The organism is Bradyrhizobium sp. SZCCHNS1022, assembly GCF_032484835.1.
GTDB lineage: Bacteria > Pseudomonadota > Alphaproteobacteria > Rhizobiales > Xanthobacteraceae > Bradyrhizobium.
The window spans coordinates 2,182,950-2,203,414 of record NZ_JAUETT010000001.1 but is presented as its reverse complement, the minus strand read 5'-3'; the positions used below and the strand labels follow the sequence as shown (position 1 = coordinate 2,203,414).

15 protein-coding genes and 1 pseudogene are annotated in these 20,465 nt (G+C 64.5%); 5 read left to right on the top strand and 11 right to left on the bottom strand.

Going from position 1 to position 20,465, the window contains the following annotated elements:
- The first annotated feature begins 10 nt into the window (after window positions 1-10).
- A complete protein-coding gene (locus QX071_RS10000) occupies window positions 11-1,324 on the top strand; it encodes an efflux RND transporter periplasmic adaptor subunit (protein ID WP_315700984.1) in 1,314 nt (437 codons plus the stop codon).
- Between the two features lie 2 nt (window positions 1,325-1,326).
- The gene (locus QX071_RS09995; RefSeq protein ID WP_315700985.1) at window positions 1,327-3,309 is read left to right on the top strand and encodes a MacB family efflux pump subunit; all 1,983 of its coding nucleotides are present in this window, start codon (window positions 1,327-1,329) and stop codon (window positions 3,307-3,309) included.
- A gap of 19 nt (window positions 3,310-3,328) precedes the next feature.
- Here QX071_RS09995 and QX071_RS09990 read toward each other — a convergent pair whose 3' ends face one another.
- The 4 genes from QX071_RS09990 to QX071_RS09975 form a co-directional block, all read right to left on the bottom strand.
- The gene (locus tag QX071_RS09990) at window positions 3,329-4,249 is read right to left on the bottom strand and encodes a DUF3313 domain-containing protein (RefSeq protein ID WP_315700986.1); all 921 of its coding nucleotides are present in this window, start codon (window positions 4,247-4,249) and stop codon (window positions 3,329-3,331) included.
- Window positions 4,250-4,450: 201 nt separating this feature from the next.
- Window positions 4,451-4,837 (bottom strand): ester cyclase, encoded by a 387-nt coding sequence (locus QX071_RS09985; RefSeq protein WP_315700987.1) that lies wholly within the window; start codon window positions 4,835-4,837, stop codon window positions 4,451-4,453.
- Window positions 4,838-4,932: 95 nt separating this feature from the next.
- The gene (locus QX071_RS09980) at window positions 4,933-5,817 is read right to left on the bottom strand and encodes a DMT family transporter (RefSeq protein ID WP_315700988.1); all 885 of its coding nucleotides are present in this window, start codon (window positions 5,815-5,817) and stop codon (window positions 4,933-4,935) included.
- 68 nt (window positions 5,818-5,885) lie between these two features.
- The gene (locus QX071_RS09975) at window positions 5,886-6,812 is read right to left on the bottom strand and encodes a DUF3313 domain-containing protein (RefSeq protein WP_315700989.1); all 927 of its coding nucleotides are present in this window, start codon (window positions 6,810-6,812) and stop codon (window positions 5,886-5,888) included.
- A 449-nt stretch (window positions 6,813-7,261) separates the two neighbouring features.
- Between QX071_RS09975 and QX071_RS09970 the strand changes: the two genes are divergently transcribed.
- The gene (locus tag QX071_RS09970; protein ID WP_409977796.1) at window positions 7,262-8,671 is read left to right on the top strand and encodes a type II and III secretion system protein family protein; all 1,410 of its coding nucleotides are present in this window, start codon (window positions 7,262-7,264) and stop codon (window positions 8,669-8,671) included.
- 25 nt (window positions 8,672-8,696) lie between these two features.
- On the opposite strand, the pseudogene QX071_RS09965 reads toward QX071_RS09970, so the two are convergent.
- From QX071_RS09965 to asd, 3 genes and pseudogenes are all read right to left on the bottom strand, one after another.
- Window positions 8,697-9,214, bottom strand: a pseudogene (locus QX071_RS09965) (molybdopterin cofactor-binding domain-containing protein); the annotation flags it as partial.
- 210 nt (window positions 9,215-9,424) lie between these two features.
- Window positions 9,425-10,423, bottom strand: a complete 999-nt coding sequence (locus QX071_RS09960) for an NUDIX hydrolase (RefSeq protein WP_315700991.1) — start codon at window positions 10,421-10,423, stop codon at window positions 9,425-9,427.
- 136 nt (window positions 10,424-10,559) lie between these two features.
- Entirely contained in the window at window positions 10,560-11,426 is an 867-nt protein-coding gene (gene asd, locus QX071_RS09955; protein ID WP_315700992.1) for an archaetidylserine decarboxylase, read from the bottom strand.
- A gap of 35 nt (window positions 11,427-11,461) precedes the next feature.
- Here asd and QX071_RS09950 point away from each other — a divergent pair, with 35 nt between their 5' ends.
- Window positions 11,462-13,126, top strand: coding sequence for an aminotransferase class III-fold pyridoxal phosphate-dependent enzyme (locus QX071_RS09950; protein WP_315700993.1), 1,665 nt, complete (start codon window positions 11,462-11,464; stop codon window positions 13,124-13,126).
- 320 nt (window positions 13,127-13,446) lie between these two features.
- Here QX071_RS09950 and QX071_RS09945 read toward each other — a convergent pair whose 3' ends face one another.
- The 3 genes from QX071_RS09945 to QX071_RS09935 all read right to left on the bottom strand — a co-directional run bounded on the left by QX071_RS09945 (window position 13,447) and on the right by QX071_RS09935 (window position 16,022).
- On the bottom strand, window positions 13,447-14,082 hold the full coding sequence (locus QX071_RS09945; protein WP_315700994.1) for a hypothetical protein: 636 nt from the start codon (window positions 14,080-14,082) through the stop codon (window positions 13,447-13,449).
- A 146-nt stretch (window positions 14,083-14,228) separates the two neighbouring features.
- A complete protein-coding gene (locus QX071_RS09940) occupies window positions 14,229-14,918 on the bottom strand; it encodes a class I SAM-dependent methyltransferase (protein WP_315700996.1) in 690 nt (229 codons plus the stop codon).
- A gap of 48 nt (window positions 14,919-14,966) precedes the next feature.
- Window positions 14,967-16,022, bottom strand: a complete 1,056-nt coding sequence (locus tag QX071_RS09935) for a glycosyltransferase family 1 protein (RefSeq protein WP_315700997.1) — start codon at window positions 16,020-16,022, stop codon at window positions 14,967-14,969.
- A 617-nt stretch (window positions 16,023-16,639) separates the two neighbouring features.
- Between QX071_RS09935 and QX071_RS09930 the strand changes: the two genes are divergently transcribed.
- Window positions 16,640-18,274 carry a DUF4403 family protein gene (locus QX071_RS09930; RefSeq protein ID WP_315700998.1) on the top strand — a complete coding sequence of 545 codons (1,635 nt, stop codon included), beginning with the start codon at window positions 16,640-16,642 and terminating at the stop codon, window positions 18,272-18,274.
- 177 nt (window positions 18,275-18,451) lie between these two features.
- Here QX071_RS09930 and QX071_RS09925 read toward each other — a convergent pair whose 3' ends face one another.
- Window positions 18,452-19,948 (bottom strand): porin, encoded by a 1,497-nt coding sequence (locus QX071_RS09925; RefSeq protein WP_315700999.1) that lies wholly within the window; start codon window positions 19,946-19,948, stop codon window positions 18,452-18,454.
- Window positions 19,949-20,465 lie beyond the last annotated feature (517 nt).

Genomic DNA, 20,465 nt, shown 5'->3' with positions numbered 1-20,465 from the left:
GGCTGACCGCATGAACGCTCCCTTTGCCAATCCGCCGCGTCCGATCGAGGCGGCGCAGCCGCAAGATCCCGGCAAGCCGTCGCAGCCAAAGCCGCGTCAGCCGCGCCGCTGGCTGTTATGGGTCCTCGTTGCCGGCGCGGTCGCCTCTGCCGGCCTGTTTGCCCGCGCCAGATGGCCGGACAACACCGCCTCCAAGCTTACCACCGCGTCGGTCACGATCGGGAATGTCGAGCAGACGGTGCTTGCGACCGGCACGTTGAAGCCCGTGAAGCTGGTCGCCGTCGGCGCCCAAGCCTCCGGCCGGCTGGTGAAGCTGAACGTCCAGCTCGGCCAGAGCGTCAAGGCCGGCGACCTGATCGGCCAGATCGACTCGCTGACCCAGCAATACACGCTGCGCACCAATGAGGCCGCCCTGCGCAACGTCCGCGCCCAGCGCGATGAGAAGGTGGCGACATTGGCGCTCGCCGAAGCCAACCTGGTGCGACAGCAGACCACGCTGGCGCAGAAGGCTTCGTCCCGCGCCGATTATGATTCCGCCGAGGCGACCAAGAAGCAGACCGAAGCCCAGATCGCGCAGCTCGATGCGCAGATCGTCGAGGCCGAGGTCGCGATCGAGACGGCGAAGGTCAATCTCGGCTACACCCGCATCACCGCGCCGATCGACGGCACCGTGCTGGCGATCGTGACCCAGGAGGGACAGACCGTCAACGCGGTGCAGTCGGCGCCGACCATCGTGGTCCTCGGCCAGGTCGACACCATGACCGTACGGACCGAGATTTCCGAAGCCGACGTCGTCAAGGTGAAGCCGGGACAGAAGGTCTACTTCACCATCCTCGGCGATCCCGATCACCGCTTCGAGGCAACACTCCACCATATCGAGCCGGCCCCGGAATCGATCAAGAGCGACTCGAGCTTCTCGTCGTCGAGCACCACGACATCCTCGAGCAGCAGCTCCTCGTCCTCCTCCTCATCGTCAACCAGCTCGTCGGCGATCTACTACATCGGCGTCTTCGACATCGGAAATGCCGACGGCAAGCTGATGACCTACATGACGGCCGAGGTGCACATCCTGCTCGGCGAAGCGCATCGCGTACTGACTATGCCCGCATCCGCGCTCGGCCGTGCCGGTCCGGACGGCAGCTATTCCGTCCGCGTCGTCGGCAACAACGGCAATGTCGAGAAGCGCGCGGTCAGAATCGGCCTCAACAACAAGATCACGGCCGAGGTGCAGTCGGGCCTGCGTGAGGGCGAGCGCGTCGTGACCAGCGCGGTCGAGGACACGACGCCGAAGAAGACGACCATGCCCCCGCCGGGAGGGCCATAGGCATGGCCGAGCCTCTCATCGCGATCGAGAAGGTCAGCCGTGTCTATGCCTCCGGCGAGAACACGGTCTATGCCCTGCGCGAGCTCGACATCACCATCTCGCGCGGCGAGATGGTGGCGATCATCGGCGCTTCCGGCTCCGGCAAATCGACCTTGATGAACATCCTCGGCTGTCTCGACCGGCCGAGTTCGGGCAGCTACCGGATCGCAGGACGCGAGATGAACTCGCTCGATCCGGACGAACTGGCGGAGCTGCGCCGCGAGCATTTCGGCTTCATTTTCCAGCGCTACCATCTGCTCGGCGAGCTCACGGCCGCCGACAATGCCGAGGTGCCTGCGGTCTATGCCGGACTGTCGCCGAGCGCCCGTCGCCGCAAGGCGGTGGGGCTGCTCGAGCGGCTCGGCATGGGCGGCCGGGTCGAACACCGGCCGGGCCAGCTCTCCGGCGGCCAGCAGCAGCGCGTCTCGATCGCGCGCGCGCTGGTCAACGACCCCGACGTCATCCTGGCGGATGAGCCGACCGGCGCGCTCGACAGCAGCAGCGGCGAGGAGGTCCTGCGGATCCTCGACGAGATCAGCGCCACCGGCCGCACCGTGATCATCGTGACGCATGATCCGGGCGTCGCCCGTCGCGCCCGCCGCATCATCGAGCTTCAGGACGGCCGCATCCTGTCCGATCGCGCCAATACGGAACGCACAGGGATGGCTGTCTCGCGCGCGTCCGACATAGCCGCGCAGGAGACCGCCGCATCAGGCGATGCGACGTCAGGTTCCTGGCACGCCCGGCTCGACCGCTTCCGCGAAGCCGCGCGAATGGCGCTGCTGGCGATGAACGCGCACCGGCTGCGCGCCTTCCTGACCATGCTCGGCATCATCATCGGTGTCGCCTCGGTGGTCTGCGTGCTGGCGCTCGGGCTCGGCTCGCAGGAACGCGTGCTGGAAAACATCAACAGCCTCGGCACCAACACGCTCGAGGTGTTTCCGGGCAAGGATTTCGGCGACACCCGCTCCGGCAAGATCAGGACCTTGGTGCTGGCGGATGCGCGTGTGCTCGCGCAAGAGACCTATGTCGACGCGATCTCGCCGACGGTCTCGACCACCAGCACGCTGCGCTTCGGCGCGATTGAGGTCAGCGCGCAGGTCAGCGGCGTCAGCGAAGATTATTTTCAAGTCAAGGGCACCAAGCTCGCTGACGGCAGCTTCTTCGATCATGATACCGTGCGCTCCTACGCCCAGGATGCCGTCATCGACGACAATGCACGCAAGGCGCTGTTTCCTGATCCCGACGTCAGTCCGCTCGGCAGCGTGATCCTGATCGGCAAGGTGCCCTGCCGGGTGGTCGGCGTCACCAAGCAGCAGCAGGGTGGCTTCGGCTCCAGCGCCAACCCGACCGTCTACCTGCCCTATACCACGGTGGAGGCGCGCTTCCTCGGCAATCAGATCTTGCGCTCGATCAGCATTCGCGTCGCCGAAACCACGCCGATGGACGCTGCCGAGCGCGCCGTCACCTCGCTGCTGACGGCGCGCCACAACACCAAGGACTTCTTCATCCTCAACACCGACGACATCCGCCAGACCATTCAGAGCACCGCGCAGGTGCTGACGCTCCTGGTCGCCGCCATCGCCGTGATCTCGCTTCTGGTCGGCGGCATCGGCGTGATGAACATCATGCTGGTTTCGGTCTCCGAGCGCGTCGGCGAGATCGGCGTGCGCATGGCGGTCGGCGCCCGCCGCAGCGACATCCTGATGCAGTTCCTGATCGAGGCGGTGTTGATCTGCCTGCTCGGCGGCTCGCTCGGCATCGCCGCCGCGCTGCTCTTCGGCACGGTCTTCAACGCCTTCGATGTCGGCTTCCGCCTGATCTATTCGCCACTCGCCATGGTCGGCGCAGCCGCGAGCTCGATGGCGATCGGGATCGGCTTCGGCTACATGCCGGCCCGCAGCGCCTCGCAGCTCGATCCGGCGACCGCATTGGCAAGAGAGTAGATGCTGGCTGGCGGCACTATTATCGCGACGCCGTCTCGGTCACCTGTTGGTCAGCCGGCGCGCCCTTGTCGGCCCATTCCGGCGGTGCGCCCAGCCGGTTGGCCACCAGTCCGATGACGCCGGGATCGCGACCGAATGCGTCGCAGGCTGCGTATTTCGGCTTGCCGCCGAGCGACGATCCGATCTTGTCCAGCGACGGCAGCTGCGGCAGCTTGCCGAACGGCGTCGTGCCCGTGACCAGCATCTGGCCGAAATCGTCGCCAAAGGCGACGGCGAGCTCGTAGGCATCGCCGGCGATCGACAGCGTCGGGGAGTTGGTGAAGGAGTTGGCGCCGCGCCCCCAGACCATCGCGGCCTGCTGCTTGCCGGCATGATCGAGCGCTTCGGCCTCGATGGTCAGGCTGCCGAGCCCGATCGGCAACCGCGGCACCGGGACGGGCGCCGCGACACCGAGCGCCGCGGGCACCACCGAGACCACTTTCGATGCTCCCGCCGCTATCCTGTCCGTCGGGGTCGCCTGCGTGATCACGGCGTGGGTGGTCAGATCGGCAGGCTCGCCGCGCCCCACCACGACGAAACGTTCGCTCAAATCAACGCACAGCGCGCGGTCGACGGCATTGGCAACGAGCCTGCGCTGCTCGTCCGACAATGCGGGCGCCGCGTTTTGCGGAAAGACCGCCGGCGACACGCGGATGGTTTTCGCGGCGAGCACGCTATCCTTGTTGACATGGAGCAGCGACTTCGCGAGCACGCCGTTCGACGGCGCCAGCTCCTGATAGGAGGCGAGCGTGCCGCTCTGCGTCATCGGAGCAGTTGCGCAGCCGCATAATATGAGGGCGAGCGCGAAACTGACGAGACGCGCCCTGTTGCATACCGAAGCGCAGGCCTTGCCAATACCGACTGCGGTGGCGGACTGCCGCTCGACGTCTTCATCACGCATCCGGCTGCCCCAACATCACATCCCACACGCAAGCGCGCGATCTCTGTGTGAAAAATAGTGAGTGCATGGGAGTGGCGTGATTAAGAATATTGCGCGGCCTAACGAAGTGTTGAGGCGCTTAGTTCGCTTCTCTTGCTGCCGCGCCGTCGCCGTCACTCTGCCGGCGCGCTGCGCGCTTTTTCCGCTTTGGACACGCTTTCGCTACAACTGAGCCTCGATTGCTGCCTTATCGACGACCGACCAGACCCGCCAGATCCTGGCCTCACGAAACAGATAGAATACATTTTCGCCGAACGAGACTTTCTTTTCGTCGACCGGAAGGCCTAAGAATTCTCCTTTCGGCGTGCATTCGAACCGCAGCCGGCTCGCGATATGGGGCGGATCCGAGATCAACAGATCGATGTTGAAATGAAGGTCGGGTATCTCGCGAAAATCCTGCTCCAGCATCGCGCGATAGCCTGACAGCCCGATCAGCCGGCCATTGTGGTGCACGTCGTCCGCGACGAACTGCCCGAGCTGCGGCCAGTCCTGCCGGTTGAGATAGGCGATGTAGTCACGGTAGACGTCAGAGAGTTCGTTCCTGGTCATGGCAGTCCTCCGTGCTCCCGTTCTTCGGTTGCATGCCGCAGCGCCTCGCGGCTTCATCGAGCCACCGCGCTGGCGCGGGGAGTAGTGCCTCCCGGTCAGTATCCGCCCGCGATCACGGCAACGCCAGCGACAGCGAACGCGGCACCGAGCCAGGCCACGGCCGGCGGCCGAACTCCGCTCGTCATCCAGAGCAGCGGCAGGATCGCAATCGGCGTGGTCGAGGACAGCGTCGAGACGATGCCGACCGGTTGGCCGGCGAGCGCGAACAGCACCAATGTCATGCCGACGCCCATCCCCAACACACCGCTCGCGGCTGATCGGAACGCGATCGCGGCGGTCCATGGCGCAGACACACGAAAACCCGGCAGGCGAGACATTGCGACAAGGCCGAGCAGGCCGACCGCGGCCCGGATCGCGGTGGCGGTTGGCGGATCGACGCCGGCGGCCATGACCGGCCGCGCGATCAGGACCGCGCCGGCCGCGCACAGCGCTGCGGCCAGCCCGAACAACACGCCTGAGATTGAGATTCCCTTGCTGCCGTCAGCCGCATCCGCTGCGGCAGACGGTCGATACATGACGGCCAGCACGATCCCGCCCACGACAAAGCCCATGCCGACGGCCTTGATGAGCGACACTCTCTCGCCGAGCACGAGGTAACCCAGAATCGTCGCAAAGGCCGCCCAGCTGGTGTAGACCACCGCGCTCCGTCGCGGGCCAAGCCGCGCCAGCGCGGCATAAAAGCAGGAATCCGCGATCACGATGCCGAGCGCGCCGGAGGCGGCGAGCAGCACGATCTGGTCCGCCGGCGGCCAGACCCAGCGGCCACGGATCGCAACGAGGCCGATTACGACGGCCAGCGCCGCCGCAAGCCGACAGCCGTTGAAGACGACGGGACCGAGATGACGTACGGCGCTGGGAGCAATCAAATTGCTCAGCGCAATACTGAACGCAGCTGCGAGCGCCGCCAGATCGTACAGCACGAATGAAAGCCCATTCCCGACCGGACGATGTTACGCGTCCAATGAGCCGAGCTTACGATTAAACTGCTCTATTGTCGTGATGCGGTCTCGGTTGCTTGCTGCTCGGGAGGCGCGCCCTTGTCGGACCACTCCGGCGGCGCGCCAAGCCGGTTGGCCACCATGCCGACGAGGCCGGGATCACGACCGAACATCTCACAGGCGGCATATTTCGGCTTGCCGCCGAGCGAGGAGCCCATCTTATCGAACGACGGCAATTTCGGCGGCTTGCCGAACGGCGTCTCGCCCGTCACCAGCAGCTGACCGAAGTCGCCGCCGAACGCGACCGCGAGCTCATAAGCGTCGCCGGCACTCGATACGGTCGGCGAGTTGGTGAAGGAATCGGCGCCGCGCGCCCAGACCATCGCGGCCTGCTGCCGGCCGGTCTGGTCCAGCGCCTCGGCCTCGATCGTGAGGCTGCCGAGCCCGATCGGCAGCCTCGGCACCGGCGCCGGCACACCGAGCACACTCGGGACCACCGAAACCACCTTCGAGGCGCCGGCAGCCACCTTGTCGGTCGGCGATGCCTGCGTGACAACGGCACGCGTCGTCAGATCGGCCGGCTCACCCGGCCCCACGATCTTGAAACGCTCGCTCAAGTCCATGCAAAGCGCCCGGTTCACCGCGTTGGCGACCAGCTTGCGCTGCTCGTCCGACAACGCAGGTGCGGCAGTCGGCGAGAATGCGGCAGGCGAGATGCGGACCGTCTTCGCGGCCAGCACGGCGTCCTTGTCAATGCGGAGCAACGACTTCGCCAGCACGCCGTTCGACGGCGCGAGATCCTGATAGGAGGCAAGCGCGCCGCTCTGGGTGATCGGCGCTGTTGCGCAGCCGCACAACGTGATCGCAAGGCCGAGGCCGATGAAGCCCGCGCCATGCGTCGCAATGCGCGCCAGACGGGCAGCCACGCAAATGCCGACCGCGGCCGCCGGCTGCGACACGACGTCTTCCCCACGCATCCGGCTACCCCCACTCTCATCGTTGCGCGCGTGACACGCGGACGCACGACATCTATGTGAGCAATAGTGAATACATGGGAGCGACGAGATTAAGAAATATTACGAAGCGTAATGAATTATTGCAGCCAGCTCGCCGCCACCGATGCGGCGCCATCGCAGCTTGCAGGCGCAGCCATAACGACAGGCGCCTATTATTCCCATTCTTTTCACTTAGTTCGTTGGAGCATCGGCAAGTAACGGGAGGCGGATTTCCGTTTCCGGACCCTCCCGTGAGTGCCAGATTTGTTTCGTTTCCTTTTTCCCGCGCCAGACCCGATGCGCTCTCCCGTTCAAGCACGCGTCGCGCAATGCCTGCGTTGATCCGTTGAGTTTTCGGAATGGCGTCGAAAGGATACCCGGTGAACAGCGTCGGACGGTTCTCGCCACGACCATTGCGTCGATGGCTCTCAATCCTCCTTGTCTCGGTCGTCCTCTCGCGCCTTGGAGAGGCCATGGCAGGAGCCGATCATTCGCCCCCCGCGCAGGCTGGGCCGGCGGCGCATCAATCCAACCCGCGTTTCCTATCACTCGGCGTCGGTCAATCGATCGTGGTGGATCTGCCGCGCGACGCCAAGGATGTCCTGGTCGCCGATCCCAAGATCGCGAATGCGGTGGTGCGCTCGGCAAGGCGCGCCTACATCATCGGCGCGACGATCGGCCAAACCAGCGTGGTGTTTTTCGACGCGAGCGGCGACCAGATGGTCGCCTACGACATCGCCGTGAAGCGTGACCTGAACGGTGCTCGTGCGGCCCTGAGACAGCTCTTGCCCCATTCCAATATCCAAATCGACGGTCTCGGCGACGGCGTCGTCCTGACCGGCGTGGTTGCGAGCCCGATCGAAGCGCAACAAGCAAACGACATTGCCGCTCGCCTGGTGGGCTCGTCGGACAAAGTCATGAATTCCATCGCCGTCCAAGGCCGTGACCAGGTCACCTTGAAGGTCACGGTCGCGGAGGTCTCGCGGTCGATCGTCAAACAGCTTGGAATCGATCTCAGCTCGAGCCTGAGTTCAGGCACGACCGCCGTGAGCCTCACCAACTCGAATCCGTTCACCGCATACGGACAAAACCTGGTGTCGGGCAACAACGTGACGCTTTCCGCGGGAGGAACGACCGCGACCTTGAGGGCGATGGAAAGCACCGGAGTCGTGCGCACCCTGGCAGAGCCGACGCTCACGGCGATATCGGGAGAGTCGGCGACCTTCACTTCCGGCGGCGAGTTCCCGGTTCCGGCCGGCTATTCATGCGACCCGACCACGCATGTCTGCACGACCCAGATCAGCTACAAGAAGTTTGGGATCTCGCTGAATTTCACGCCGGTGGTCCTGTCAGGAGGACGCATCAGCATGCATCTCATGACCGAGGTCTCAGAGACCTCGAATGACAACGCGATAACGCTCTCCCAAGCGGTAAGCTCGACGACGACCAACTCGCTGACTGTCCCGTCCATCAAGACGCGCCGGGCCGAAAGCACACTCGAGATTCCTTCCGGCGGCGCGATGGCCATCGCCGGACTGATACAAAATCAGACCAAGCGAGCCGTCAACGGCCTGCCTGGACTGGCGCAGGTGCCAGTTCTCGGCGCGCTGTTTCGAAGCCAAGACTTCGTCAACAACGAAACCGAGCTGATGGTTCTTGTGACCCCCTATATCGTCCGCGCGGTGGCCCCGCGAGACCTCTCGCGGCCCGACGACGGCTTCGTTACGGAACGCGATTCAAACGCCAATCTCATTGGCGCCATTAACCGCATTTACGGCACCAAGGGCAGCCCGCCTCCAAGCGAATCCCGCGGCAGCGCCATCGGTTTCATCATCGACTGATCCGCGTGCCGGAATCCGCGCACGATCAGCCCGCGAGCTTATCCAGCGTGATCGGCAGGTCGCGCACGCGCTTTCCCGTCGCGTGGTAGACCGCGTTCGCGATCGCCGCTGCCACGCCGACGATGCCGATCTCGCCGACGCCCTTGATGCCCATCCGGTTGATGGCGCTATCGGGCTCGTCGACGAAGATCACCTTGATGTGGCATTCATGACGCGGCCGAAGCGGTGGTCGATCGACGCCTCTTCGTGCAGGGCCATGCCGATGCCCCAAACTACGCCGCCCCTGATCTGGCTCGCCGCGCTCTTGGTGTTGATGATGCATCCGGCCGCGACCGCGCTCACCACCCGCGTCACCCTGATGACGCCGAGCTCCTCGGCGACCTTCACTTCCGCGAATACCGCCGAGTGGGCGTTGTGGGCGTGCTTATGGACCCGTTCGAAATCCGAGCCGCGCTCCTTCTCGATGCGCTCCAGCCCGCCGTGCCGCATCACGTCCGCCATGGCCAAGCTGCGGTTGCGATCCGCGATCGCAACGATGGCGCCGCATGGGGCGGCGGAGGCGAGCTCATCCACATCTCTCCGGAGTGGCGGCGGCAGACCGGTGCCTCTCCGGGCATGTCTCGACCGCCGCAAAACAGCTCACCTTAACCCGGGATGAGAGAGAGGAAGTTCTTCGCCAACTGGCAACAGCCTGGCGCAGGCGTGCCATTTGGAAGAATGCAGCGCACTTTGGAAAAAACGAGCGGCCTCGTCTCAGGCCGCGCGTCCGAGCCAGGCACGCATCTTCTGCGCCAAGGTCGGGCGTGGCGGATCGTCGGGATCGCGCGGATCGTCGGAGTCATCACCCGCACCATCATCGGATTGGCCGCCGGCAGACCCCCTATCCTGCTCCGGGAATCCTGGATCGATGGCATCGTTCGACGGCCTTGATGACGGCCTTACGTCGGGGATCATCGACTTGATCTCGGCAGCCACGGCCTCGACCCGATCGACATCGTCCAGCATGGACGTCGCGGTTTCTGGCGGCTCGGCTCCTGCATCTGCCGTCGCAGCCGGTGTTGCTTCGGCGCTCGCCATCGGAGCCTCCTCCGCGACCGCCGAGCGCCCGGCTTCGATGATGTCAGCGGCGATCTGCGCGAAGGCCGCATCTGCGGCCAGCAAACTCGGTGGCTCCGCAGGGGCAGCCGCAACTTCCGGCAGCGGCTGTGCCGGCTCCTCAGCGACCCGGCCGCGGCGCTTGCGTGTTGCAACGGGCTTGCTCGCCGGCGCAGCCTTCGCGGCCGGCTTGGCCACGGCCGCCGCAGGCTTGCTCGTGGCGGCGACCTTGTCCTTGGTCTTGCGGATCAGCCCTGCCAGCGCATACGGACCGACATTCTCCAGAAACGTCTTCTCATGGTCACGCGACAGCCGCTCCACCGCGGCGTCGAGCGGCAGCCAATCGACCGCGCGGACATCGTCCATCAACGCGCGGGCCGGTGCGCCGCTCGCTTCCATGCGCCAGTAATGCACGATCTTGGCGCGCGCGCCGGTGTCGTAAACCAAGGTGCCGAGGAACTCGTGCACCGTGACATTGTGGCCGGTTTCTTCCAGCACCTCGCGCTTGGCAGCCTCGCGCGGAGTCTCGCCCTCATCGAGCTTGCCCTTCGGCAAAACCCATTCGTCGCGCTTGCGCAGGCGTACGACCGCGATCCGCGGCGGTTGCTCCCGCCGCAGCACAATGCCGCCCGCCGCCATGACCGGCGCTCTCGCCATCGCGTCTCCCAGATCTTCAGTTTCGCATCCGCAGGTTTGGAACGCCCGCTGCGATTCGTCGATTAAGGCAAACGATATAGCGACGGTGAACGGCGAAATCGAGGTTTTGCCGCCGCACCGTTTGCATTCGCCGCTCTCAGGCGCGCCGGCGCCACAGCTTCTCGCCGGCCTTGATCCGCGCCCCTTCCTGCACCTCGCCGCAGAATTCGAAATCCTGCGGCGCGAGCAGGATGATGGTCGAGCCGTGCTCGAACCAGCCGAGTTCGTCGCCTTTACGCACGGACGTGGCGCAGGAATATGTCAGCGGACGTTCGGTCTGGGCATTCAGGACGCGTCCCAGCGCATGCAGGCGGATGCTCGCAACCAGGATCGCCGCGACGGGCACGATGGTGAACGGCTCGCCGGTGGCGAGATGGGTGCGGATGACGGCGCGCTCGTTCTTGCAGAACAGCCGCTCGACCCGCTTCAAGGCGATCGGATTGACATTCCAGGTGTCGCCGTGGATCAGGCCGACGTGCTCGAGCGTCATGTCGTAGGGCGCATGAAAGCGGTGATACATGCTCGAGGTCAGCCGCAGGGTCACGAAGCGGCCGTTGCGGTGGGTTTCAACCACCGCGGGATCGGCGACCAGCTCGGCCAGCGAATACGGCGCGCCCTTGATCTGATACAGTTGCCCGTCCTCGATCGTGCCATGAGCGCCGATGATGCCGTCGGACGGGCTCGTCACGATGGCGGGATCCGGATCGAACGGCCGCAGACCAGGCTTCAACTCCCGGGTGAAACAGTCGTGCAGGCTCTTGAACTGCGTCTGCCTGGCCTCCGAGAGGTCGAGATCGGAGAACAGCTTCCACAGGGCGATCGAGGCATCCGCAACCAGCGGGTTCTCGATCTTGCTGAACCAGCCCATGAAGCGGGTCAGCGCCGCCCGCGGGACGCGATTGGTCAGCAGGAAGTTGAGGTCTTCCTGCTGGGTGAAGGTGGAGATCAGGCTCTTGACTGTCATGAATCTGTCAGCAGGACTGGGTAGCGCTTGTGGACATGGAAAACTCGATTCCTCTGTTGTCGCTCGCGGCCGGCGCGGTTGCTGTCACAGCCGCTGTCGCCCCGAAGGTCAAGGCCCGCATCGAATTATCACGGGCCAAGCACCGCTCGCTCGCCGGGCATTCCAAGATGTCGCGCCGGATCTCGAAACTGATCCCGCGCTACGAATTCGAGATCGACGATTTCTTCCGTTCGGACGGCGCGCCGGGCGATGTCGCGACCAGGCGGCAGGACGGATTCTTCCGGCTCGGCGCCCAGTTCCAGGAAAAATTCGCCAAGAGCCGGGCCCTGACGTCCGAGGCGGCCGCCGGCATCTCCGACCTGCAGTTCACGCAAGTCTACCGGGTGCCGTTCCAATACAGCCGGCTGGTCAAGGAACATCTCGGCGCCGGCTCCTTCATGCAGGCTTCGTCGGGCGTCACTTTGACCGACCTCGATGGCAATGTCTTCTACGATCTGGCCGGGTCCTACGGCGTCAACATCTTCGGCTATGATTTCTACAAGGAATGCATCGCCAACGCCGACAAGCGCGCGCAGACCTTGGGTCCGGTGCTCGGCTTCTATCACCCGGTCGTGGCCGAGAATGTGAAGCGGCTGCTCGAACTGTCCGGCATGGACGAGGTCTCGTTCCACATGTCCGGGACCGAAGCCGTGATGCAGGCGGTGCGGCTCGCCCGCTATCACACCGGCCGGACGCATCTGGTGCGCTTCGCCGGTGCCTATCACGGCTGGTGGGGCGATGTGCAGCCCGGCGTCGGCAATCCGATCGCGCCGCATGAGACCTATACGCTGGCGGAGATGTCGGAGCGGACGCTGCATGTGCTGCGGACGCGGCGCGACATCGCCTGCGTGCTGGTCAATCCGCTGCAGGGGCTGCATCCGAACGGCAACGCGCCCGGCGATTCCGCGCTGGTCGATTCCTCGCGCAAGGGCGGCTTCGACCGCGAGGCCTACACCGAATGGCTGAAGAAGCTGCGCGAGGTCTGCACCGAGCGCGGTATCATCTTGATCTTCGACGAGGTGTTTCTGGGCTTCCGGCTCGCGCCGGGCGGCTGCCAGGAATATTTCGGCGTCCCCGCCGACATGGTCACCTACGGCAAGAGCCTCGGCGGCGGCCTGCCGATCGGTGTCGTCTGCGGCAAGTCCAGGTTCATGCGGCGCTTCCGCGACGACGCACCGGCCGACATCTGCTTTGCCCGCGGCACCTTCAACTCGCATCCTTACGTCATGACGGCGATGGACGAGTTCCTGAGCCGGCTGAAAAGCCCGAACTTCTCGGCGATCTACAACGGCCTCGACGAGACCTGGAACGGTCGCGCCAAACAGCTCAACGACATGCTGAAGGCGCGCGACCTGCCGGTCCACGTCTCCAATTTGCAGTCGATCTGGATGGTGGAGTACACGACCCCCTCGCGTTACAACTGGATGCTGCAATATTACCTCCGCGCCGAGGGCCTGGCCCTGAGCTGGGTCGGCACCGGCCGCTTCATCTTCAGCCTCAACTACACCGACGCCGACTTTGCCGAAGTTTCCAAACGTTTCGTCGCCGCGGCGGAGAAGATGAAGCAGGACCAATGGTGGTGGAACGACGGCTCGCTGACCAACAAAGCGATCAAGCGCAAGATCCTGAGAGAGATGCTCGGCCACGCCTTCGGGCGGTAAGGGCGCTCCTCTCACGTCATCGTCGTCTTGCGGCCGGGTCTCGTCCCGGCCGTCTGCGTTTAAGAAGTTCGTCGCTTCGGCGCCCTGCGCTCTGCTCCCCTCCCCCTTTGCGGGGTCGAGACGAGCGAAGCTCGCTCTGAGGGCTCGGGGTGGGAGGAGCCCCCAAGGACTGCCGTTGAGGACACCCACCCCAACCCTCCCCGCAAGGGAGGAGGGAGCGCACTTGCGCTGGGGCAACGACACCGGATCAAGGCGAGTACCAAAAGCGACAATGCCCGGGACCAGCCCGGGCATCATCTTAATCCAGAACCGGAAGCCGCTCAGGCGTGCTGTTCCTCGAGGCCATGCTCTTCCATCAGGTGCACGCCGGGATCGATCAGCTCGCCGCGGAGCAGCGCCAGCGGCGCCTTGTGATAGAGCATGAAGTCGTTGAAGGGATCGGTGATGATCTTGGTCATCCAGACGAGGCCGGTCTCGACATCGCGGATGAAGAACAGATGCACGGTGCGGAACAGCAGGCCGCCGATGCCGATCACAAGCCACAGCTTGCCGGTCTCGCGGGCGAAGTCGATCGCCGAGGTCCAGGGCGAGAGCAGGCCGAAAAAGCTCGGCTGCAGGTAGAGCACGACCGGCGCCGCGGCCCAGATCGACATCAGCACCACCTTGCGCTGCAGGTTGTAGCCGACCTTGATCTCTTCCTTGTGCTCGTGGGTCGCCTGGTTGACGTGGTCATAGCCCTTCGGCTCGAAGAAGAAATGCCCGGCCTGGCGCGAGGTCATGGAGACGAGCCAGCCGATCAGGGCCGACACCAGCGGATCGAACCACATCATGACGTAAGCAACCATGAAGCTGATGGCGCTGACGAAGTGCAGACTCTGGTTGATGCGGCTGTGATGATAGTAGCGGTGGTCATCCCAGCGCTGGATCCGCAGCTGCTCCAGGAAATTCTTGATCATCGGTGGCTCCTAAGAGTGAGTTGCACGTCCAATACAGAGATTCGGTGTAAATCATGTGACATCATCATAATGTCACATAGCCAGACGCAACAACACGCGAGGGAAAAGGGAGGCAAAAGCGCCCTGAGGGGGGAGCTGCCGCGCGGTTACGCGGCGGCAGCGAGCTCGACCTTGCGGAAGCGCACCAGCGAGAAGTGCCCGAGCGGCGGGATCAGGCGACGCTCGACGAGCTCCATGTCCTTCGCGCCCGACAGCCACTTGGTATAGCGCGACCAGGCGAACTCGGCGGTGCGGAAGCCGAGCCGGCGCACCACCGGCTGCAGCGCCTGCTCGATGACGCGGCGCAGGCCGTCGTCGGCGCTGACGCGGGTCAGGATGACCAGCTCGCCGCCGGGGCGGAGCACGCGGGCGAACTCGTCCAGTGCGGCTTCCGGGTTCGGCACGGCGGTGACGACATATTGCGCCATCACAACGTCGAAGGAGTTGTCGGGGAATTCGAGATGCTCGGCATCCATCACCGCCAGCCCCTCGACGGTCTTCAGCCGCTGCTCGGCGACGCGGCGCTTGGCCTTGGCCAGCATGGCTTCCGAGATATCGGTACCGAAGACGCGGACATTGGGCGCGTAGAGCGGCAGCGAGATGCCGGTGCCGACACCGACTTCCAGCACGCGGCCGCCCATCTTGTTGGTGGCTGATATCGCGGCTTTGCGGCCCTTCTCGAACACCCCCCCGAACACGAGGTCGTAGATCGGAGCCCAGCGGTCATAGGCCTGTTCGACCGACTGGCGGTCGAAGTCCAGCTCCCGTGCACCGTCAAGCTTCATGGTTTCTGCCATCGTTAGATCTCGCTTACTTTAGACGTGGTTTGTGGACGCGAAGTTCTGTCAGCCGCGCACCGCGCTCTGTGCCGCGACGACGGGCGCCGGCCGCGGCGCCCGGTTCGGCTGCAGCACGGCCAGATTGCCGATGAATTGGCGCGCGCTGTTTTCCCAGGAGCGTTCGAGCGCGAACGCCCGGCAGGTCTGCCGCGACATGGTCAGCGCACGCATGCACGCGGCGTGCAGATCGTTGTCGATGGCGCCGATCGGGTTGTCCGCGATCACGTCCAGCGGACCGGTCACCGGAAAGGCCGCCACCGGCGTGCCGCAGGCGAGCGACTCCAATTGCACCACGCCGAAGGTATCGGTGAGGCTCGGGAACACGAAGACGTCGGCGGCCGCCATATGCGAGGTGAGATCCTTGCCGCTCTTCTCGCCGAGGAAATGTGCCGCCGGGAAACGGCGTGCCAGCTCGTCCTTCTGCGGGCCGTTGCCGATCACGACCTTCGAGCCCGGCAGATCGAGCGACAGGAACGCCTCGAGGTTCTTTTCGACCGCGACGCGTCCGACGGTCATGAACACCGGGCGCGGCAGATCGAGCTTGGCCGGCTCATCCGGATTGAACAGGTTGGTGTCGACGCCGCGGGTCCAGAAGCCGAGCCGCTTGAAGCCGCGCGCGGCCAGATCCTGCTTCAGCGAGTTAGTCGCGACCATGGTCATCGCCGCCGCATCGTGGAAGCGGCGCATCACCCAATAGCCGACTGCATCGGGAATGCCGGTGCGCACCGAGACATATTCGGGAAAGCGCGTCGTGTAGGAGGTGGTGAAGGCGAGCTTGTTGCGCAGGCAGTAGCTGCGCACGGCCCAGCCGATCGTGCCTTCGGTGGCGATGTGGATCGCCTCGGGCGCGGCCTGTTCGATCCGCCTGGCGATCTCGCGGCGGTTGGTGATGGCGAGCCGCAAGCCCGGATAGGTCGGCACCTGGAACGACGGGAACCCCTCCGGTGTCAGGAACGTGATCTCGGCACCAAGCCCGCTTGCCGCGCGGGCCAGCGACGTCAAGGTCCGTACGACACCGTTCACCTGCGGGTGCCAGGCATCGGTCGCGATTAAAATCCGCATGAGCGATCCGAATAAGCTGCATCGATTCTTAACGGCTGCAAAATCCGACATTGATATTTCAAACGTGTGACGTCATCGAACTGTTGAAGATTCTTTTTGCGGTCCAACGCGACGCGACGCGTCGCGAAACCGTCATAAAGACCAAATGGCTGGACTGGAGCGCGCGACCGGCGACGATCCCGCTCCAATCCTCTCTGCCGCGCTAAAATGGCCAGAGTCCCGGCAATCCGCACGACGCGTGGGCGATGAACTTCGACGGCCTCCTATGACCAATTCATTCATGGCCCCGATGCTCGTATCTTCCTGTTAGTTGTTAGCTCGAGCGATCCCCGCGTAGCCCCCCGCCGACCCGAAGAGTGATACCAGCGCAATGGCGGTCGTGACGCACGCCTCGATCCGGCGCTCTCGTCATCTGTTGCCATATGTGTCGACATGTTCGGAAGGCCTGCCCTTCATGGCCGACCGCCCCACGGCATTTTTGGCCGATCTGGCGCCGCGGTCCCCTCCCCTATAGACTTGCTGGTTCGGCCGATGACCTCGCCGCCGGTTCCGCACGATGCGGCGCCGGCAGCCCGATCGGGGCCGATCATGATTTCTCGTTAAGTGTTGAGACCGACATGAAGCTTCCGACGTCGCGCCCCGATTGGCAGGCCAAGCCGCATCCGCTCGCGCCGAAATCGCCGCGGCCGCCGCGCGGCCCAGGCCGGCTGAACCTCATCCTGATCGGCACGGCGGCGGCCACTGCGCTGGTTCTGCTCGGCGTCATCGCCATCGAGCTGATTTCGGGGGGCGGCACGACGCCGACGCCACCGATCGTCGCGCTGCCGCCGCTGCCGCCGATGACGAAGAGTTCGATCATCATGGCGCCGGTGTCGATCTCCTTGAGCGCGATCCGCGACGTCGCGGAAAAGGCCACCCCGCGCAGCTTCGCCGGCAAAGCCGACAATCCGGCGTCTCAACTGCTGCAGAATGCCGACATCGGTTGGACCGCATCACGCGGGGCGATCGCCGTAGCCGGCGCGCAGGACACGCTGTCGCTGGCGACGCCTTTGACCGGCAAACTCAATGTGACGGGAACGCTGTCGGGGAAAGCGACCGGCGCGGTCACCGACGCCATCGGCAGCCTGCTCGGCGCCGACGCCGCCAGCAAGGTCGGCGCCATCAACATCAAGAATCTCAACGCGACGGCCGAGATCAAGGGCAATGTCATCATCACGATGCGGCCGCGGCTCGCGGCGGCGTGGTTCCTGGAGCCGAATTTCGGCGCCCAGGTCAACCTCGGCGACACCACGCTGTCGGTCGCCGGCGCCCGCGTCAACGTTCCGGCCCAGGTCAAGCCGGTGATCGACAAGACCGTTGGTGAGCAGCTCAACCAGCTCGGCGAGCGCATCCGCAAGGATCAGACCCTGATGCGCAGCGCACAGGCGCAATGGACCAGGGCCTGCCGCTCGGTGCCGCTGCAGGGCTCTGCCGTCGGGCTGCCCACGGTCTGGCTGGAGATCAAGCCGACGCGGGCGCTGGCGGCGCAGCCTGCGATCGACGCCAATACGGTGACCACCGTGATCGGCATCGAGGCTGAAACGCGCGTGACGCCGACCGAGACCAGGCCCGACTGCCCCTTCCCGGACAAGCTCACCGTGATCCCGCCGACATCGGGCGGCGTCAACGTCGCGGTGCCGATCGACGTACCCTTCACCGAACTGACCAAGCTGGTCGACAGCCAGCTGTCGGGCCGCACCTTTCCCGAGGACGGCTCGGGTCAGGTCGCCGTCACGGTCAAGCATGCGAGCGTGATCCCGTCCGGCAATCGGCTGCTGATCTCGCTGCAGGTCCGGGCCAAGGAGAAGACGAGCTTCTTCGGCCTCGGTGCCGACGCCACCCTGCATATCTGGGGCCGCCCGCTCGTCAACCAGGCGCGGCAGACCTTGCAGTTGGCCGACCTGCAGCTCGCCGTCGAATCGGATGCCGCATTCGGGCTGCTGGGCGCGGCCGCCCGCGCCGCGGTGCCATATCTCCAGGACGCGCTGCTGCAGAAATCCGTGATCGACTTGAAGCCCTTCGCGGACAATCTGCGCGAGCGGATCGGCGCATCGATCGCCGAGTTCCAGAAGAACGATAACGGTATCCGGATCGATACCGACATCAACAATCTTGCTTTGACCGACATTGCCTTCGACGCGACCGTACTTCGCGTCATCGCCTCGGCGGAGGGTACGATGACCGTTCGCGTCAACGCGCTGCCGGCCCTATAGGCCCCGCGAGCATCGCCTCTCATCACGCGCGAGCCGCGACCGCGTTGGATCATGCGGGAATTCGATCAGCAGCGAAAAGTGGCGATCGGCGCGCAACGCAAAGGCGCCAAAACCACAAACCTCCGGCGGGGCATCGCCGGAGGTCCGTGGTGCTGTTGGAGGTTTAACAGATCAACTTCACCAATTCCGCTGAGCGCGGAGCAGCAAGCTCACGGTGTTCTGGTCCTTGAGCTCATAAACGGCGGCCGGCTTGGCAACGCTCGCCAATGTCGGTGCGATCGCCGTGCCGGAGAACTTCTGGTCCAGATGGCTGTAGGTCACGTCCGCCGAGAAGGTCAGGTTCCTGACCGGAGTCCAGCGCGTGATCAGGCCGATCTGACCCAGGTTGAAGTCCGGATTGCAGGTCGAACCGGCGGACAGCACGCCGCTCGCGGCAATGCCGGCGCAGATCAGAGCAGAGCCGGTGCTGCCATAACGCACCTGGGCATAAGCGCCGTAAAGCGCCGTATTCCAGTGCGGATCCCAATTGTGGCTATAGGCGCCGCGCATGCCCCAGGTCTGCACCGTGGAGAGACCGCGTCCAGGCGCGAACACCGCATCCGCAACGCCGGCGAAGCCGATGCTCTGATAGGCATTGGCCATGCCGGTGCCGCCATACATCGCATAGGAGGTCGCGGCGAGGCTCTGGAAGTTGTAACGGCTTGCGCCATCGGTATAGACGCCCTGGATGTTCACAGTGTCGCCAGGACCGGTCGGGATGTTCTTGATCGACAGCGCCAGCTGTGCGGCCCACCCCCATTTGTCCTCGGGGTGCCCCGTGACCTCGGTCGCACCATTGTAAGCGGCGTGGTTGTCATGCGCCGCGAACGACGCCTGGAACAGGCCCCAGGCCTGGTCGACCCGTACCATGCCGATAATGTCCGGCGCCACATTGCCGCCGAAGCTGCTCGTCCCGTAGGTTCCGCTCAGGACCCCGGCGGCGGTGATGCCGGCAGTGTTCCAGAGGTTGCTGGTGAAGAACTGAGCCTGGTCCTCCAGCGAGATCGCAGCCGTGATGCCCTGGCCGAAATCGGCGGTATAGGTGAACTGGTTGACGCCATTGACGGTACCGCCGCCGCCCACCAGACCGTCGAAATTGTTGCCGGGATAGTTGGTCCAGGGCGCGTCGAACTGCGACACCGCCTTACCCATCGTGAATCCCGCGAACTGGATGAAGGCGTAGTAGACGCCGAGCGTGCCGCCGGAGATGCCGTCGCCGCTGTAGGAGGTCGCACCGCCGCCCGCACCGCTGGTGGTGCCTGAAGTCCAGGTGAGCACGGCATCGAAATACGTCCGAACGACGCCGTATTCCGTCGCGGTCCGGGTGTCGATGTTGAAGTCTTCACGCGAACGAGCCTGGTAACGATTGCTCAGACGGTTGTCGGCGCCGGCCACGCCATTATAGGCGCCGCCATAATTGCTGTTGGTCCAAAGCGCGGTTTCGGCGCGCAGGTAACCGCCCAGCTTGATGCAGGTGTCGGTGCCGGGAATATAATAGAAGCCGGCACCGTAAAGCGAACAAACCTTCACATATTCGACCGCCTTGGCCTTCAACGGAAGATCGGCGGCATGAGCCCCCACGGACGCCATCATCACTGCTCCCGAACCGAGAAGCAGGCCCCGAATCGTTTTCATTTGAGAAAATCTCCAACTTGACCGGCGGCGCGCGCGAACCCCCGCGCGGCCGCCTCTTGCTCAGCGAAATTTTCGCGCCTGCCCTCCGCTTGGTTTCGGATGACACCCGCGCGAAATGTCGCCGTAATATCTGATGACGGTCATCATATAAAATGACGAACCGGTTACGTCTGAAATATGGCGATCAACAAATCGCGAAAACGGAAACATGCACGCACTCCACGCAAGAAGGACATGCGAACGCGCATGCTTCACTACCGCTGATGGAAGGTCGGCACATGAACTCGCAAATCACGCGAGCAATTCGTCAACTAATAACACTTATAAAATCACAGAACTAAAAAAGATGACAATTCATTTGTAGACAAACGATATCGTCCGCAACCGGACCGTGTCCGATTCGCGGACGAGTGCGTGCGATCGGGGCACCCGAGGCATTCGCGAACACGCCGTCACACAACGAACGCTCAGCCGGCGCACGCCCCCGAGAAGCGCTCGGGCGTGTACGCATCGCGAA